We start from the raw sequence: 16,172 nt of genomic DNA on the forward strand, positions 1-16,172 counted from the left end.
AAACCGTAGTAACGTAAGATTAACACGAAGTCACCACAACAGCGGACATGAGTTACGAAAGGTTTCAATTCTATCCGTAGCAGCCGCCGTTGTCTTTAAGATTCAGGAGCGTAGTGCATGGAGTTCAGTGTAAAAAGTGGTAGCCCGGAGAAACAGCGGAGTGCCTGCATCGTTGTGGGCGTCTTTGAACCGCGCCGACTCTCCCCGATCGCCGAGCAACTCGATAAAATCAGTGACGGCTATATCAGCGCCCTGCTGCGCCGTGGCGAACTGGAAGGCAAACCTGGGCAGACGCTGTTACTGCACCATGTTCCGAACGTCCTGTCAGAGCGTATTCTGCTGATTGGCTGCGGCAAAGAGCGCGAGCTGGATGAACGTCAGTATAAGCAGGTTATTCAGAAAACCATTAATACGCTGAATGACACCGGTTCAATGGAAGCCGTCTGCTTCCTGACCGAGCTGCACGTCAAAGGCCGTAACACCTACTGGAAAGTGCGTCAGGCCGTCGAAACGGCAAAAGAGAGCCTTTACAGCTTCGATCAGCTTAAGACCAACAAAAGCGAGCCGCGTCGCCCGCTGCGTAAAATGGTCTTTAACGTGCCAACCCGTCGCGAACTGACCAGCGGCGAGCGCGCCATCCAGCATGGTCTGGCGATTGCCGCCGGTATCAAAGCGGCAAAAGATCTCGGCAACATGCCGCCAAACATCTGTAACGCCGCCTACCTCGCCTCTCAGGCGCGCCAGCTGGCTGACTCCTACAGCAAAAACGTCATCACCCGCGTCATCGGCGAACAGCAGATGAAAGAGCTGGGGATGCACTCTTATCTGGCGGTGGGTAACGGCTCGCAGAACGAATCCCTGATGTCGGTCATCGAATACAAAGGCAATCCGTCTGAAGACGCGCGTCCGATCGTGCTCGTCGGTAAAGGGCTGACCTTTGACTCCGGCGGTATCTCCATCAAGCCTTCAGAAGGCATGGATGAGATGAAGTACGACATGTGCGGCGCGGCGGCGGTTTACGGCGTCATGCGCATGGTTGCGGAGCTTCAGCTGCCCATCAACGTAATCGGCGTGCTGGCAGGCTGCGAAAACATGCCTGGCGGTCGCGCGTATCGTCCGGGCGACGTCCTGACCACCATGTCCGGCCAGACCGTTGAAGTGCTGAATACCGACGCCGAAGGCCGTCTGGTACTCTGTGACGTGTTGACCTACGTTGAGCGCTTCGAACCTGAAGCGGTTATCGACGTGGCCACCCTGACCGGTGCCTGCGTGATTGCCCTGGGCCATCACATCACCGGCCTGATGTCGAACCACAACCCGCTGGCGCACGAGCTTATCGGCGCGTCCGAGCAGGCCGGTGACCGTGCATGGCGTCTGCCGCTGGGTGACGAGTATCAGGAACAGCTGGAGTCTAACTTTGCGGACATGGCTAACATCGGCGGTCGTCCTGGCGGCGCAATTACCGCAGGCTGCTTCCTGGCGCGCTTCACCCGTAAATATAACTGGGCGCACCTGGATATCGCGGGTACCGCATGGCGCTCCGGTAAAGCCAAAGGCGCTACCGGACGTCCGGTGGCCCTGCTGTCGCAGTTCCTGCTTAATCGTGCGGGTTTTAACGGCGACGAGTGATGTAATGTGCCGGGTGGCGGCTTCGCCTTACCCGGCCTACACGCCGCTCAACCTTAGGCCGGGTAAGCGAAGCGCCACCCGGCTTTGCATTTAAATCCACGACAAGAAGCCCCATATATGAAGAATGCAACGTTCTACCTTCTGGACAACGACACCCATCAGGATGGCCTCAGCGCCGTTGAACAGCTGGTGTGTGAAATTGCCGCAGAACGTTGGCGCGCAGGTAAACGCGTACTGATTGCCTGTGAAGATGAGCAGCAGGCGATTCGCCTGGATGAAGCGCTATGGGCGCGCCCGCCGGAAAGTTTTGTTCCGCATAACCTGTCGGGCGAAGGTCCACGCGGCGGGGCTCCGGTCGAAATAGCCTGGCCGCAAAAGCGCAACAGCAGCGCGCGCGATATTCTCATTAGCCTGCGGACAGACTTTGCAGATTTTGCCACCGCTTTCACAGAAGTGGTAGACTTTGTCCCTTACGAAGAATCCTTGAAACAACTGGCGCGCGAACGCTATAAAGCGTACCGCCTGGCCGGTTTTAACCTGAATACGGCAACCTGGAAATAATGGAAAAGACATATAACCCACGCGATATCGAACAGCCGCTTTACGAGCACTGGGAACAGCAGGGCTATTTCAAGCCTAACGGCGACGAAAGCAAAGAGTCCTTCTGCATCATGATCCCGCCGCCGAACGTCACCGGCAGTTTGCATATGGGGCATGCTTTCCAGCAGACCATCATGGACACCATGATCCGCTACCAGCGCATGCAGGGCAAAAACACCCTGTGGCAGGCGGGGACTGACCACGCGGGTATCGCGACCCAGATGGTGGTTGAGCGTAAAATTGCCGCTGAAGAAGGTAAAACTCGTCACGACTACGGTCGCGATGCGTTCATCGACAAAATCTGGCAGTGGAAGGCAGAATCCGGCGGCACCATTACCCGTCAGATGCGCCGTCTCGGCAACTCCGTGGACTGGGAGCGCGAGCGCTTCACCATGGACGAAGGCCTGTCCAACGCCGTAAAAGAAGTGTTCGTCCGTCTGTACAAAGAAGACCTGATTTACCGCGGCAAACGCCTGGTAAACTGGGACCCGAAACTGCGCACCGCAATTTCTGACCTGGAAGTGGAAAACCGCGAGTCCAAAGGCTCCATGTGGCACATCCGCTATCCGCTGGCCGACGGCGCAAAAACCGCAGACGGTAAAGATTACCTGGTGGTGGCGACCACCCGTCCGGAAACCCTGCTGGGCGATACCGGCGTGGCCGTTAACCCGGAAGATCCGCGCTATAAAGATCTGATCGGCAAATTTGTGGTGCTGCCGCTGGTGAACCGCCGCATTCCGATTGTGGGCGACGAACACGCCGACATGGAAAAAGGCACCGGCTGCGTGAAAATCACCCCGGCGCACGACTTCAACGACTATGAAGTGGGTCGTCGTCACGCCCTGCCGATGATCAACATTCTGACCTTCGACGGCGATATCCGCGAAAGCGCAGAGGTGTACGACACCAAAGGCAACGAATCCGACGTTTACTCCAGCGAGATCCCGGCGGAGTTCCAGAAGCTGGAGCGCTTTGCCGCACGTAAAGCCATCGTAGCCGCCGTTGATGCCCTCGGCCTGCTGGAAGAGATTAAGCCTCACGATCTGACCGTGCCGTACGGCGACCGTGGCGGCGTGGTTATTGAGCCAATGCTGACCGACCAGTGGTACGTCCGTGCCGACGTGCTGGCGAAACCGGCTGTGGAAGCGGTTGAGAACGGCAGCATCCAGTTCGTGCCGAAGCAGTACGAAAACATGTACTTCTCCTGGATGCGCGACATTCAGGACTGGTGTATCTCCCGTCAGCTGTGGTGGGGTCACCGCATCCCGGCATGGTACGACAACGAAGGCAACGTCTACGTTGGCCGTAGCGAAGACGAAGTGCGTCAGGAAAATAACCTGAGCGCTGACGTGGCCCTGCGCCAGGACGAAGACGTGCTGGATACCTGGTTCTCCTCCGCGCTGTGGACCTTCTCTACCCTCGGCTGGCCTGAAAACACCGACGCGCTGCGTCAGTTCCATCCTACCAGCGTAATGGTGTCCGGCTTCGACATCATCTTCTTCTGGATTGCCCGCATGATCATGATGACCATGCACTTCATCAAAGACGAAGACGGCAAGCCGCAGGTTCCGTTCCATACCGTCTACATGACCGGCCTTATCCGCGACGACGAAGGGCAGAAGATGTCCAAGTCCAAGGGCAACGTGATTGACCCGCTGGACATGGTTGACGGGATCTCCCTGGAAGACCTGCTGGAAAAACGTACCGGCAACATGATGCAGCCGCAGCTGGCTGAGAAAATCCGCAAGCGTACCGAGAAGCAGTTCCCGAACGGGATCGAATCTCACGGTACCGACGCCCTGCGCTTCACCCTGGCGGCGCTGGCCTCTACCGGCCGCGACATCAACTGGGACATGAAGCGTCTGGAAGGTTACCGTAACTTCTGTAACAAGCTGTGGAACGCCAGCCGCTTCGTGCTGATGAACACCGAAGATCAGGATTGCGGCTTCAACGGCGGCGAGATGACTCTGTCTCTGGCAGACCGCTGGATCCTGGCGGAATTTAACCAGACGGTGAAAGCCTTCCGCGAGGCGCTGGACAGCTACCGCTTCGATATCGCAGCGGGCATTCTGTATGAATTCACCTGGAACCAGTTCTGCGACTGGTATCTGGAGCTGGCGAAGCCGGTCATGAACGGCGGTTCTGAAGCAGAGCTGCGCGGCACGCGCAACACGCTGATTACCGTCCTGGAAGGCCTGCTGCGCCTGGCGCATCCGGTTATTCCATTCATCACCGAGACCATCTGGCAGCGCGTGAAGGTCATTGCGGGCATCAACGCCGATACCATCATGCTGCAGCCGTTCCCGGAATTCGATGCGGCTAAGGTTGATGAAGCCGCGTCAGCGGATACCGAGTGGCTGAAGCAGGCGATCGTTGCGGTACGTAACATCCGTGCCGAAATGAACATCGCCCCGGGTAAACCCCTGGAGCTGCTGCTGCGCGGTTGCAGCGACGCTGCCGTTCGTCGCGTCACCGAGAACAACACCTTCCTGAAAACCATGGCGCGTCTGGAAAGCATCACCGTGCTGCCTGCCGATGACAAGGGTCCGGTTTCCGTGACTAAAATCATCGACGGTGCGGAGCTGCTGATCCCGATGGCGGGCCTGGTCGACAAAGACGCAGAGCTGGCGCGTCTGGCGAAAGAAGTGGCGAAAGTCGATGTGGAAATTGGCAAAATCGAAAGCAAGCTGGCGAACGAAGGCTTTGTTGCCCGCGCGCCGGAAGCGGTCATCGCCAAAGAGCGTGAGCGTCTGGTTGCCTTCGCCGATGCGAAGACCAAACTGATCGAGCAGCAGGCCGTTATCGCGGCCCTGTAATGCTTTTACCCCTTACGCTTCAGGGCGTAAGGGGTAACCTTCCTGAAAACTCCTCGCTTGCACTCCCTTTTCTGCGGTGCTATTAACAGCAACTGTGTGTCAATTTTTGTAATGAGTAATGCTATGAGCGTGATTACCCCCGTCGCGACGACGATGCGTCGGATCACTGAGCAGGACAATCCGGCTATCGCCGCCGTTATCCGCACCGTTTCTGCAGAGTTTGGGCTGACGGCGGATAAAGGTTACACCGTTGCCGACCCGAATCTTGACGAACTGTTTAAGCTGTACAGCCAGCCGGGCCACGCCTACTGGGTCATTGAGCAGGACGGCCAGGTTATGGGTGGCGGCGGCGTTGCGCCGCTGAGCTGCAGCGAGCCGGATATCTGTGAGCTGCAGAAAATGTATTTCCTGCCGTCGGTTCGTGGACAGGGTCTGGCGAAGAAGCTGGCGCTGGTCGCCCTGGAGCACGCGCGCAATCAGGGTTTTAAACGCTGCTACCTCGAAACCACCGCCTTCCTCAAAGAGGCCATCGGCCTGTATGAACATCTGGGCTTTGAGCATATCGATGCGCCGCTGGGCTGCACGGGCCACGTCGACTGCGAAGTCAGAATGCTGAAAAGTCTGTAAGTTTCGTTCCTGCCCCCTTCTGTTAAGCGGCTGTAAATTGAATGCTCTACACTCTCAGTTCACACCACAACGGGGGAAATACGATGTCGAAGATAAAAAGCTACGCCGCACCGCAGGCGGGTGCAGAACTTGAGCTGTACGAGTACGATGCGGGCGAACTAAAAGCAGAAGACGTCGAAGTACAGGTTGATTACTGCGGGGTCTGCCACTCAGATCTCTCGATGATCGACAACGAATGGGGCTTCTCCAGCTATCCGCTGGTTGCCGGGCACGAAGTGATTGGCCGCGTCGTCGCGCTCGGCAGCGCCGCGCAGGACAAAGGGCTGAAGGTTGGTCAGCGCGTGGGCATTGGCTGGACAGCACGGAGCTGCGGCCACTGCGACGCCTGTATCAGCGGCAACCAGATCAACTGCCTTGAAGGCGCAGTGCCCACCATCCTGAACAAGGGCGGTTTCGCCGATAAGCTGCGCGCCGACTGGCAATGGGTCATCCCGCTGCCGGACAGCATTGATATTGAATCTGCTGGTCCACTGCTGTGCGGCGGGATCACCGTCTTTAAACCGCTGTTGATGCACCACGTCACCGCCACCAGCCGCGTGGGCGTGATCGGTATCGGCGGTCTGGGCCACATCGCCATCAAGCTGCTGCACGCGATGGGCTGTGAAGTGACGGCGTTTAGCTCGAATCCGGCGAAGGAAAAAGAAGTGCTGGCAATGGGCGCGGACAAAGTCGTGAACAGCCGCGATCCGGACGCGCTGAACGCGCTGGCTGGGCAGTTTGACCTGATCATCAACACCGTGAACGTCGATCTCAACTGGCAGCCGTACTTTGAAGCGCTGGCCTACGGCGGTAACTTCCACACCGTGGGTGCGGTGATGAAGCCGCTGCCGGTTCCGGCCTTTACCCTGATCGGCGGGGATCGCAGCGTGTCAGGCTCCGCGACCGGTACGCCATACGAGCTGCGCAAGCTGATGAAGTTTGCCGGCCGCACCAAAGTGACGCCGACCACCGAGCTGTATCCAATGTCGAAAATTAACGAAGCCATCCAGCACGTGCGCGACGGCAAAGCCCGTTATCGCGTGGTGTTGAAAGCGGATTTCTGATGTGAGTTTGCCGGGTGGCGGCTTCGCCTGACCCGGCCTACTTTTGCTACTGTGCCAATGTATTAAACACTTCCGCCACCGCGACCGCCCCCGGGTCCATTACCCCATCCAGATTCTCTTTATTCACATACGATGAGCGCCCTGCTCCGGCTTTCGCCATTTTCGCCGTTGCCTCCGCTCCCTGCTGCGCAGCCTGCGCTGCCGCCTGAAGATCTTTTTTCTTCAAGGCTTCCAGCGCCGGTTGCAGCGCATCGATCAGCGTACGATCGCCGAGATCTGCCCCGCCATACTGCTTCATCTGCGCCAGTCCGCTCAGCAATGCTTCAGGTAGCGGCTGTCCGTCGTGAAGCTTTTGCCCCGCCGCCGTGAAGAAGATCGACATGAGTACACCGCTCGATCCGCCCATCACCGTGGCCAGTCGTTCCCCCACCAGCAACAGCAGCTTAGGCACGTCATTCAGCGGGAGAGTGTTTTCTTCCAGGCGCTGCGCAATATCCCGTGCACCTTGCGCAAACGTAGAGCCGGTATCGCCATCGCCCACTTTGGCATCCAGCGCATTCAGGCGGTTTTCAAGCTGTATGAGCGTCTTCGTCACCTGTGAAACAGACTCCTTCACCTGCGGATTGTCGGACGCGACATATTCCACGCTATCGTGAATAGCGCTTTGCGGAACGGTACGCAGAGGGGCAAACGCCACAGGCTTCTGCCAGCCCAGCGTCTCGACCTCGGCGTGAATCGCCTTTTCAAAGTAATCGTTGAGCTTTAGCAGCGTCAGAGAAAAGCCCTTCATATCCAGCGCGCTCACCAGCGGCGCAGGGCCAATCAGGTACGCAATATTCTCTTTCAGCGCTGAATGTGCCAGCTCTTTGGTGAGCAAAGCCATCTCCAGCGCGGACACGCCGCCGAGGTTGTTGATCAGCACCGCGAAACGCCCCTCGCCCGCCTGCGCTTTGAGCGGCGTCACCAGCGTGTCGATAATCGCTTTGCTGTTTTGCGTATCAACCACCGAGGCACCCGGCTCCCCGTGGATCCCCAGCCCCAGCTCGACATGGCCCTGCTTGATGCGCCCCTCTTCATCGTCGCTGCCCGGCAGGTTGCAGGTTTGCATCGCAACGCCCAGGCTCCAGAGGTTATCGCAGGCCTGCTGCGCAATATCCCGCACCTCGCTCAGCGATTTTCCTTGCTCCGCTGCATAGCCCGCAATCTTGTGCACCAGCGCCGTGCCGGCAATGCCGCGCGGCTGCTTGTTGTCGGGCAGCGCGATATCGTCCGCCACAATCACCATCTCGACCTTCAGGCCGTAGCGTTTGGCCTTTTCTGCTGCCAGGCCAAAGTTAAGCCGGTCACCGGTATAGTTTTTGACGATCAGCAGGCAGCCACGATCGCCCGTCACCGCCACAATAGCGTTCAGCACCGCATCCACGCTCGGGGAGGCGAACAGATCGCCACACACTGCCGCCGTCAGCATGCCTTTACCGACAAATCCGGCGTGCGCCGGTTCGTGCCCGGAGCCACCGCCGGAGATCACCGCCACGCGGCTTTTATCCCAGTCGCCGCGGGCGACAACCCTGATAGCTGGATCGATATCAAGTTTGACGAGATTCGCATGTGGCGCAGAAAGCAGTATGCCTTCAATGGCGTCGTTGACCAGCTGTTTGCGATCGTTAAAGAAGAATCTGGACATTGTTTTCCACTATTTTATGAACCGTATGCAAAAGCATAGTCCGCGCTGGACAATGCGCCGCAAAGTCAGCAATTTACTCAACCATTTTGCCGTCAGGTTGCCTATACTCCACCCAGGACTAAGAGAGGAAGCGCATCATGAGTACACCATTGTTAATTGCCCGGACGCTGGAAAAAGAGCTGTATCTACTGCCCGCGATGGCGAACCGCCACGGTCTGATTACCGGCGCCACCGGCACAGGGAAAACAGTCACTCTCCAGAAGCTAGCGGAGTCACTTTCAGAGATTGGCGTGCCGGTCTTTATGGCTGACGTAAAAGGCGATTTAACCGGTGTGGCTCAGGAGGGTACCGCTTCTGAAAAACTGCTCGAACGACTGAAGAATATTGGCATTACGGACTGGACGCCGCACGGCAACCCGGTGGTGGTCTGGGACATCTTCGGTGAGAAAGGCCACCCGGTACGCGCCACCGTTTCCGATCTCGGCCCGCTGCTGCTGGCCCGCCTGCTCAACCTCAACGACGTGCAGTCCGGCGTGCTGAACATCATCTTCCGTATCGCCGACGATCAGGGGCTGCTGCTGCTCGATTTCAAAGATCTGCGCGCCATTACCCAGTACATCGGCGATAACGCCAAATCTTTCCAGAACCAGTACGGCAATATCAGCAGCGCCTCTGTCGGTGCCATTCAGCGTGGGCTACTGACGCTGGAGCAGCAGGGCGCCGAACACTTCTTCGGCGAGCCGATGCTGGACATTAAAGACTGGATGCGCACCGACAGCAGCGGCAAAGGCATCATCAACATTCTGAGTTCAGAGAAGCTCTACCAGATGCCAAAGCTTTACGCCGCCAGCCTGCTGTGGATGCTCTCCGAACTGTACGAGCAGTTACCGGAAGCGGGCGATCTGGAAAAACCCAAACTGGTCTTCTTCTTTGACGAAGCACACCTGCTGTTTAACGACGCGCCGCAGGTGCTGCTGGATAAAATTGAACAGGTTATCCGCCTGATCCGCTCCAAAGGGGTCGGCGTCTGGTTTGTGTCGCAAAACCCGTCGGATATTCCTGACAATGTGCTGGGCCAGCTTGGTAACCGCGTGCAGCACGCCCTGCGCGCCTTTACGCCGAAGGATCAGAAAGCGGTGAAAGCCGCCGCGCAAACCATGCGTGCCAATCCGGCCTTTGATACCGAAGCCGCGATTCAGGCGCTGGGCACCGGTGAAGCGCTGATCTCGTTCCTGGATGCCAAGGGCAGCCCGTCCGTGGTGGAACGCGCAATGGTGATCGCGCCCTGCTCGCGCATGGGGCCGGTTACCGACGATGAACGTAACAGCCTGATTAATCACTCCCCGGTGTACGGCAAGTATGAAGACGAGGTGGATCGAGAGTCTGCGTTCGAGATGCTGCAAAAAGGGGTACAGGCAACCACCGAATCGCAGGATGCTCCACCCGCTAAGGGCCAGTCAGTCGCAGTGGATGACGGCATTCTCGGTGGGCTAAAAGACATTTTGTTTGGCACAACCGGACCGCGCGGCGGCAAGCGCGACGGCGTGGTACAGACTATGGCGAAAAGCGCCGCGCGGCAGGTCACCAATCAGATTGTGCGCGGCATGCTGGGGAGTCTGCTAGGCGGCCGCCGTCGGTAGACGGGGAACCCACGGGCGGCCCAGCGCCGAACCCTGTACGCCGTTTTCCTGAAGATAGCGGTCGATTTCCACCATCCCCGTCCACCGGTTCTCGCACCAGAGCGGTGCCAGAAGCGTTGGACGGCGGGCGCTGGCGGAGATGCGGTGGTAGACAATCTCCGGCGGCGTGTGGCGAATCATCTCTCCCGCCGTCACCGTATAGTCGTCGAGCTCGATACTGCTTAACCGCCCGGCTTCCCAGGCTTTCGCCATTATGCTTCCCTTCACGATATGCAGCGGGTGCAGCTTAATGCCGTCTACGCCGGTTTCAACGACTTTTTCCAGCGTCTCCAGGCTGTGCTGCTGCCCTTCTCCGGGCAAGCCGACAATCAAATGCGAACAGACTTTCAGGCCACGCTCGCGGGCGAGACGCGTGGTGCGCTGGTAGCAGGCGAAATCATGCCCGCGATTGATACGGTGCAGGGTTTTATCGTGCGCGGTCTGCAGGCCCAGCTCCAGCCAGATCTCATAGCCCTTCTCTCTGTACTCGCTAAGTAAATCCAGCACCGCCTCCGGTACGCAGTCCGGGCGCGTACCCACGCACAGCCCGACAATGTTCGCCTGAGCAACCGCCTGCTGATACATGGAACGCAGCACCTGCACCTCCGCCCACGTACTGGTGTAGGCCTGGAAATAGGCCAGATACTGCTTCGCGCGGTTCACCAGGCTGGCCTGATGGGCGAGCTGTTCCGCGATGGATTTATGCTGCTGGGCTTCGTCAGCAAACGACGCAACGTTACAGAAGGTGCAGCCGCCGCGCCCGATGGTGCCGTCGCGGTTCGGGCAGCTAAAGCCGCCGTGCAGCGTCAGCTTATGCACCTTTTGTCCGTACCGCTGCAAAAGATCCCCACCAAACATATTGACTAATTTCTGTAACTGCATAATCTGATAGACCGTCCCGAAGAAAGGGGACAAGCCTGCCATTTTTAGCCTCTGTCGGCGATGACCTGGATCAATCGCCCTGGACGGCCTTTATCCATTTGAATAAATAATCACGATTACCGAGATTTCATTCACCCGCCACGTAATTACTTTTCCTTATGTTCTGATGGTTTTTTTCATTTATAGCGCCAGGACTGAAAAACAGTGATTTTATGCGGGTTCGAAGACTGCGCCAGATTATTATTCTGCCATAAAACCGCATTTCAGCACGCTGCATCAATAATACCGCTTTCATATAGTGAGTCAGATCACACTCCCCTGCACCTTCCTGGCGCTTTCAGTGGTTGTAAAATTAGTAAAATAACCAATAAAAACAAAATGATAATTACGCTTTAGCACATTTTTGTATAAATAAGATTGCCATTTGACCTGTGTACCAATTCCCGATAAGTTGGAAATCCGCTGGAAGCTTTCTGGATGAGCGGCCTGCTCATCATATTTATGCAGTAATTGAGATTCCCTCTGAAGCAAGTCCTCAAACTTGTTTACCTGCGCGAAAGGATGAAAAAGAGGGCGAATGCGAGGTCCGCGTATGAAACGCTAACCCCGTCGCCATGCTCTTTCTGCGCCTGTGCGCCACGGTAAAGTTCAGTGGGAAGCCCGACGAGCCTGGGGAGGTTCACTGATATGTTGTACGATAAATCCCTTGAGAAGGATAACTGTGGTTTCGGCCTGATCGCCCACATAGAAGGCGAACCTAGCCACAAGGTAGTGCGTACCGCTATTCACGCACTGGCCCGTATGCAGCACCGTGGCGCCATCCTGGCCGATGGTAAAACCGGCGACGGTTGCGGCCTGCTGCTGCAAAAACCGGATCGTTTCTTCCGCATCGTGGCGGAAGAGCGCGGCTGGCGTTTAGCCAAAAACTACGCTGTCGGCATGCTGTTCCTGAATCAGGATCCTGAAAAGGCTGCCGCCTCACGCCGCATCGTTGAAGAAGAACTTCAGCGCGAAACCCTGTCGATTGTCGGCTGGCGCGATGTGCCAACCAACGAAGGGGTACTCGGTGAAATCGCCCTCTCCTCGCTGCCTCGTATTGAGCAGATTTTCGTTAACGCGCCTGCGGGCTGGCGTCCGCGCGATATGGAACGCCGTCTGTTTATCGCCCGTCGCCGCATTGAAAAACGTCTCCAGGACGATAAAGAGTTCTACGTCTGTAGCCTCTCTAACCTGGTGAACATCTATAAAGGTCTGTGTATGCCGGCTGACCTGCCGCGCTTCTACCTGGACCTGGCGGACCTGCGTCTGGAATCGGCCATTTGCCTGTTCCACCAGCGCTTCTCCACCAACACCGTTCCACGCTGGCCGCTGGCTCAGCCGTTCCGCTACCTGGCGCACAACGGCGAGATCAACACCATCACCGGTAACCGTCAGTGGGCGCGTGCTCGTACCTATAAGTTCCAGACCCCGCTAATCCCTGATCTGCACGATGCCGCGCCGTTCGTGAACGAAACCGGCTCTGACTCCAGTTCCATGGATAACATGCTGGAACTGCTGCTGGCAGGCGGGATGGATATCGTGCGCGCCATGCGTCTGCTCGTGCCGCCGGCCTGGCAGAACAACCCGGATATGGATCCGGAGCTGCGCGCGTTCTTCGACTTTAACTCCATGCACATGGAGCCGTGGGACGGCCCGGCGGGCATCGTGATGTCCGACGGTCGCTTCGCTGCCTGTAACCTGGACCGTAACGGTCTGCGTCCGGCGCGCTACGTCATCACCAAAGACAAGCTCATCACCTGCGCCTCTGAAGTGGGGATCTGGGATTACCAGCCTGACGAAGTGGTCGAGAAAGGCCGCGTCGGTCCGGGCGAGCTGATGGTGATCGATACCCGCGGCGGCCGTATTCTGCACTCTGCGGAAACCGATAACGATCTGAAAAGCCGCCATCCGTATAAAGAGTGGATGGCGAAAAACGTCCGTCGCCTGGTGCCGTTCGAAGATCTGTCTGACGACGAAGTGGGCAGCCGCGAGATGGACGACGATACCCTCGCAAGCTTCCAGAAGCAGTTTAACTACAGCGCGGAAGAGCTGGATTCGGTTATTCGCGTGCTCGGCGAAAACGGCCAGGAAGCGGTCGGCTCGATGGGTGACGATACCCCGTTCGCCGTGCTCTCCAGCCAGCCGCGCATAATTTACGACTATTTCCGTCAGCAGTTTGCGCAGGTGACCAACCCGCCAATCGACCCGCTGCGTGAAGCCCACGTGATGTCGCTGGCCACCAGCATCGGCCGTGAGATGAACGTCTTCTGCGAAGCCGAAGGCCAGGCGCACCGTCTGACCTTTAAATCGCCGATCCTGCTGTACTCTGATTTTAAACAGCTCACCACCATGACCGAGGAGCACTACCGCGCCGACACGCTCGATATCACCTTCGACGTGACCGAAACGAGCCTCGAAGAGACGGTAAATGCGCTGTGTGACAAAGCCGAGCAGATGGTGCGTAACGGCACCGTTCTGCTGGTGCTGTCTGACCGTAACATTGCGAAAAACCGTCTGCCGGTGCCTGCGCCAATGGCGGTGGGGGCTATCCAGACGCGTCTGGTCGACAAGAGCCTGCGCTGCGACGCCAACATCATTGTGGAAACCGCCAGCGCCCGCGATCCGCACCACTTTGCCGTGCTGTTAGGCTTTGGTGCGACGGCGATCTATCCATACCTGGCCTACGAAACGCTGGCCCGCCTGGTAGACACCCGCGCCATCGACAAAGATTACCGCACGGTGATGCTGAACTACCGTAACGGCATCAACAAAGGCCTGTACAAGATCATGTCCAAAATGGGCATCTCGACCATTGCCTCTTACCGCTGCTCGAAGCTGTTTGAAGCGGTCGGCCTGCACGACGACGTCGCCAACCTCTGCTTCCAGGGCGTGGTCAGCCGCATCGGCGGGGCCGGTTTTGCTGACTTCCAGCAGGATCTGGTGAACCTGTCGAAGCGCGCCTGGCTGGCACGTAAGCCGCTGGAACAGGGCGGCCTGCTGAAATACGTTCACGGCGGCGAATATCACGCCTACAACCCGGACGTGGTGCGCACGCTGCAACAGGCGGTACAGAGCGGCGAATACAGCGATTATCAGCAGTATGCCGAGCTGGTGAACAACCGTCCGGCAGCGACGCTGCGCGACCTTATTGCCCTCAATCCGGGCGATGAAGCGGTCAGCGTTGACGAAGTTGAGCCAGCGTCCGAGCTGTTCAAACGCTTCGATACCGCGGCGATGTCCATCGGCGCGCTGAGCCCGGAAGCGCACGAAGCGCTGGCGGAAGCCATGAACAGCATCGGCGGCAACTCCAACTCCGGCGAGGGCGGTGAAGATCCTGCCCGTTACGGCACCAACAAAGTGTCGCGCATCAAGCAGGTGGCGTCCGGCCGCTTTGGCGTAACCCCTGCCTACCTGGTTAACGCCGATGTGATCCAGATTAAGGTCGCTCAGGGTGCAAAACCGGGTGAAGGCGGTCAGCTGCCGGGTGATAAAGTCACCCCGTACATCGCCAAACTGCGCTACTCGGTGCCGGGCGTGACGCTGATTTCCCCGCCGCCGCACCACGATATCTACTCTATCGAGGATCTGGCGCAGCTCATTTTCGACCTGAAGCAGGTCAACCCGAAAGCGATGATCTCCGTGAAGCTGGTTTCCGAGCCGGGCGTCGGCACCATCGCCACCGGCGTGGCGAAAGCCTATGCGGATCTGATCACCATTGCCGGCTATGACGGCGGCACCGGCGCAAGCCCGCTCTCCTCCGTGAAATACGCGGGCTGCCCGTGGGAGCTTGGCCTGGTGGAAACCCAGCAGGCGCTGGTGGCTAACGGTCTGCGTCACAAGATCCGTTTGCAGGTGGACGGCGGTCTGAAAACCGGCCTCGACATCATCAAAGCGGCGATTCTGGGTGCGGAAAGCTTCGGCTTCGGTACCGGTCCTATGGTGGCGCTCGGCTGTAAATACCTGCGCATTTGCCACCTGAACAACTGCGCAACCGGCGTTGCAACCCAGGACGAGAAGCTGCGTAAGAATCACTATCATGGCCTGCCGTTCAAAGTGACCAACTACTTTGACTTCATCGCCCGTGAAACCCGCGAGCTGATGGCGCAGCTGGGCGTGAAGCGTCTGGTGGATCTGATTGGCCGTACCGACCTGCTGAAAGAGCTGGAAGGCTTCACCGCCAAGCAGCAGAAGCTGGAGCTGTCTAAGCTGCTGGAAACGGCTGAGCCGCATCCTGGCAAAGCGGTTTACTGCACCGAGAACAACCCGCCGTTCGACAACGGCGTGCTGAACGCGCAGCTGCTGCAACAGGCGAAGCCGTATGTGGACGAGAAGCAGAGCAAAACGTTCTGGTTTGATATCCGCAACACCGACCGTTCTGTCGGCGCGTCCCTCTCCGGTTACATCGCGCAAACGCACGGTGACCAGGGGCTGGCGTCGGATCCGATTACCGCGCACTTCAGCGGTACCGCGGGCCAGAGCTTCGGCGTGTGGAACGCCGGCGGCGTTGAGTTATACCTGACCGGCGATGCCAACGACTACGTCGGCAAAGGCATGGCGGGCGGTCTGCTGGCGGTGCGTCCTCCGGTCGGTTCAGCCTTCCGCAGTCATGAAGCCAGCATCATCGGCAACACCTGTCTGTACGGTGCGACCGGCGGTCGTCTGTTTGCCGCGGGCCGTGCGGGCGAGCGTTTTGCGGTGCGTAACTCCGGTGCCATCACCGTGGTGGAAGGCATCGGCGATAACGGCTGCGAATACATGACGGGCGGAATTGTGTGCGTCCTGGGTAAAACCGGCGTGAACTTTGGCGCCGGCATGACGGGCGGTTTTGCCTACGTGCTGGATGAAGACGGTGAGTTCCGCAAACGCGTGAACCCGGAACTGGTGGAAGTGCTGGACGTTGATTCGCTGGCCATTCACGAAGAACACCTGCGCGGTTTGATTACCGAACACGTGCAGCATACCGGTTCTTCGCGCGGCGAAGAGATCCTGGCGAACTGGCCAGCGTTCTCTGCGAAATTCGCGCTGGTTAAGCCGAAGTCCAGCGATGTTAAAGCCCTGTTGGGTCACCGTAGTCGTAGCGCAGCAGAGCTGCGCGTGCAGGCGCAGTAAGGAA

General features: G+C 58.2%; 9 protein-coding genes. 7 read left to right on the top strand and 2 right to left on the bottom strand.

Annotated features, from left to right (window positions below; genetic code table 11):
• Positions 1-117: 117 nt before the first annotated feature.
• The 5 genes from pepA to ahr all read left to right on the top strand — a co-directional run bounded on the left by pepA (position 118) and on the right by ahr (position 6,775).
• Complete coding sequence (pepA, locus tag ACMGGH_RS02840; RefSeq protein WP_028014577.1) at positions 118-1,629, top strand: leucyl aminopeptidase; 1,512 nt, start codon at positions 118-120, stop codon at positions 1,627-1,629.
• Between the two features lie 117 nt (positions 1,630-1,746).
• Positions 1,747-2,190 carry a DNA polymerase III subunit chi gene (gene holC / locus ACMGGH_RS02845; protein ID WP_003861884.1) on the top strand — a complete coding sequence of 148 codons (444 nt, stop codon included), beginning with the start codon at positions 1,747-1,749 and terminating at the stop codon, positions 2,188-2,190.
• Positions 2,190-5,045: a valine--tRNA ligase gene (locus tag ACMGGH_RS02850; protein ID WP_045630735.1), complete on the top strand. Its 2,856-nt coding sequence runs from the start codon at positions 2,190-2,192 to the stop codon at positions 5,043-5,045. The genes holC and ACMGGH_RS02850 overlap by 1 nt, the downstream gene beginning before the upstream one ends.
• A 123-nt stretch (positions 5,046-5,168) precedes the next feature.
• Positions 5,169-5,672: a GNAT family N-acetyltransferase gene (locus ACMGGH_RS02855; protein ID WP_232949057.1), complete on the top strand. Its 504-nt coding sequence runs from the start codon at positions 5,169-5,171 to the stop codon at positions 5,670-5,672.
• An 83-nt stretch (positions 5,673-5,755) separates the two neighbouring features.
• A complete protein-coding gene (gene ahr / locus ACMGGH_RS02860; protein ID WP_028014580.1) occupies positions 5,756-6,775 on the top strand; it encodes an NADPH-dependent aldehyde reductase Ahr in 1,020 nt (339 codons plus the stop codon).
• A 46-nt stretch (positions 6,776-6,821) separates the two neighbouring features.
• On the opposite strand, the gene ACMGGH_RS02865 is transcribed toward ahr, so the two are convergent.
• Positions 6,822-8,459 (bottom strand): dihydroxyacetone kinase subunit DhaK, encoded by a 1,638-nt coding sequence (locus ACMGGH_RS02865; RefSeq protein ID WP_232949056.1) that lies wholly within the window; start codon positions 8,457-8,459, stop codon positions 6,822-6,824.
• Between the two features lie 137 nt (positions 8,460-8,596).
• On the opposite strand from ACMGGH_RS02865, the gene ACMGGH_RS02870 reads away from it, so the two are divergent.
• On the top strand, positions 8,597-10,099 hold the full coding sequence (locus tag ACMGGH_RS02870; protein ID WP_041907858.1) for a helicase HerA-like C-terminal domain-containing protein: 1,503 nt from the start codon (positions 8,597-8,599) through the stop codon (positions 10,097-10,099).
• Here ACMGGH_RS02870 and ACMGGH_RS02875 read toward each other — a convergent pair.
• A complete protein-coding gene (locus tag ACMGGH_RS02875; protein ID WP_100170953.1) occupies positions 10,079-11,020 on the bottom strand; it encodes a TIGR01212 family radical SAM protein in 942 nt (313 codons plus the stop codon). The two genes, ACMGGH_RS02870 and ACMGGH_RS02875, sit on opposite strands and share 21 nt — an antisense overlap.
• Positions 11,021-11,707: 687 nt before the next feature.
• Here ACMGGH_RS02875 and gltB point away from each other — a divergent pair.
• Positions 11,708-16,168 (top strand): glutamate synthase large subunit, encoded by a 4,461-nt coding sequence (gltB, locus tag ACMGGH_RS02880; protein WP_047367043.1) that lies wholly within the window; start codon positions 11,708-11,710, stop codon positions 16,166-16,168.
• Positions 16,169-16,172: the final 4 nt, after the last annotated feature.

Origin of the sequence: Enterobacter sp. BNK-16 (assembly GCF_048684955.1) — a bacterium.
GTDB lineage: Bacteria > Pseudomonadota > Gammaproteobacteria > Enterobacterales > Enterobacteriaceae > Enterobacter > Enterobacter bugandensis.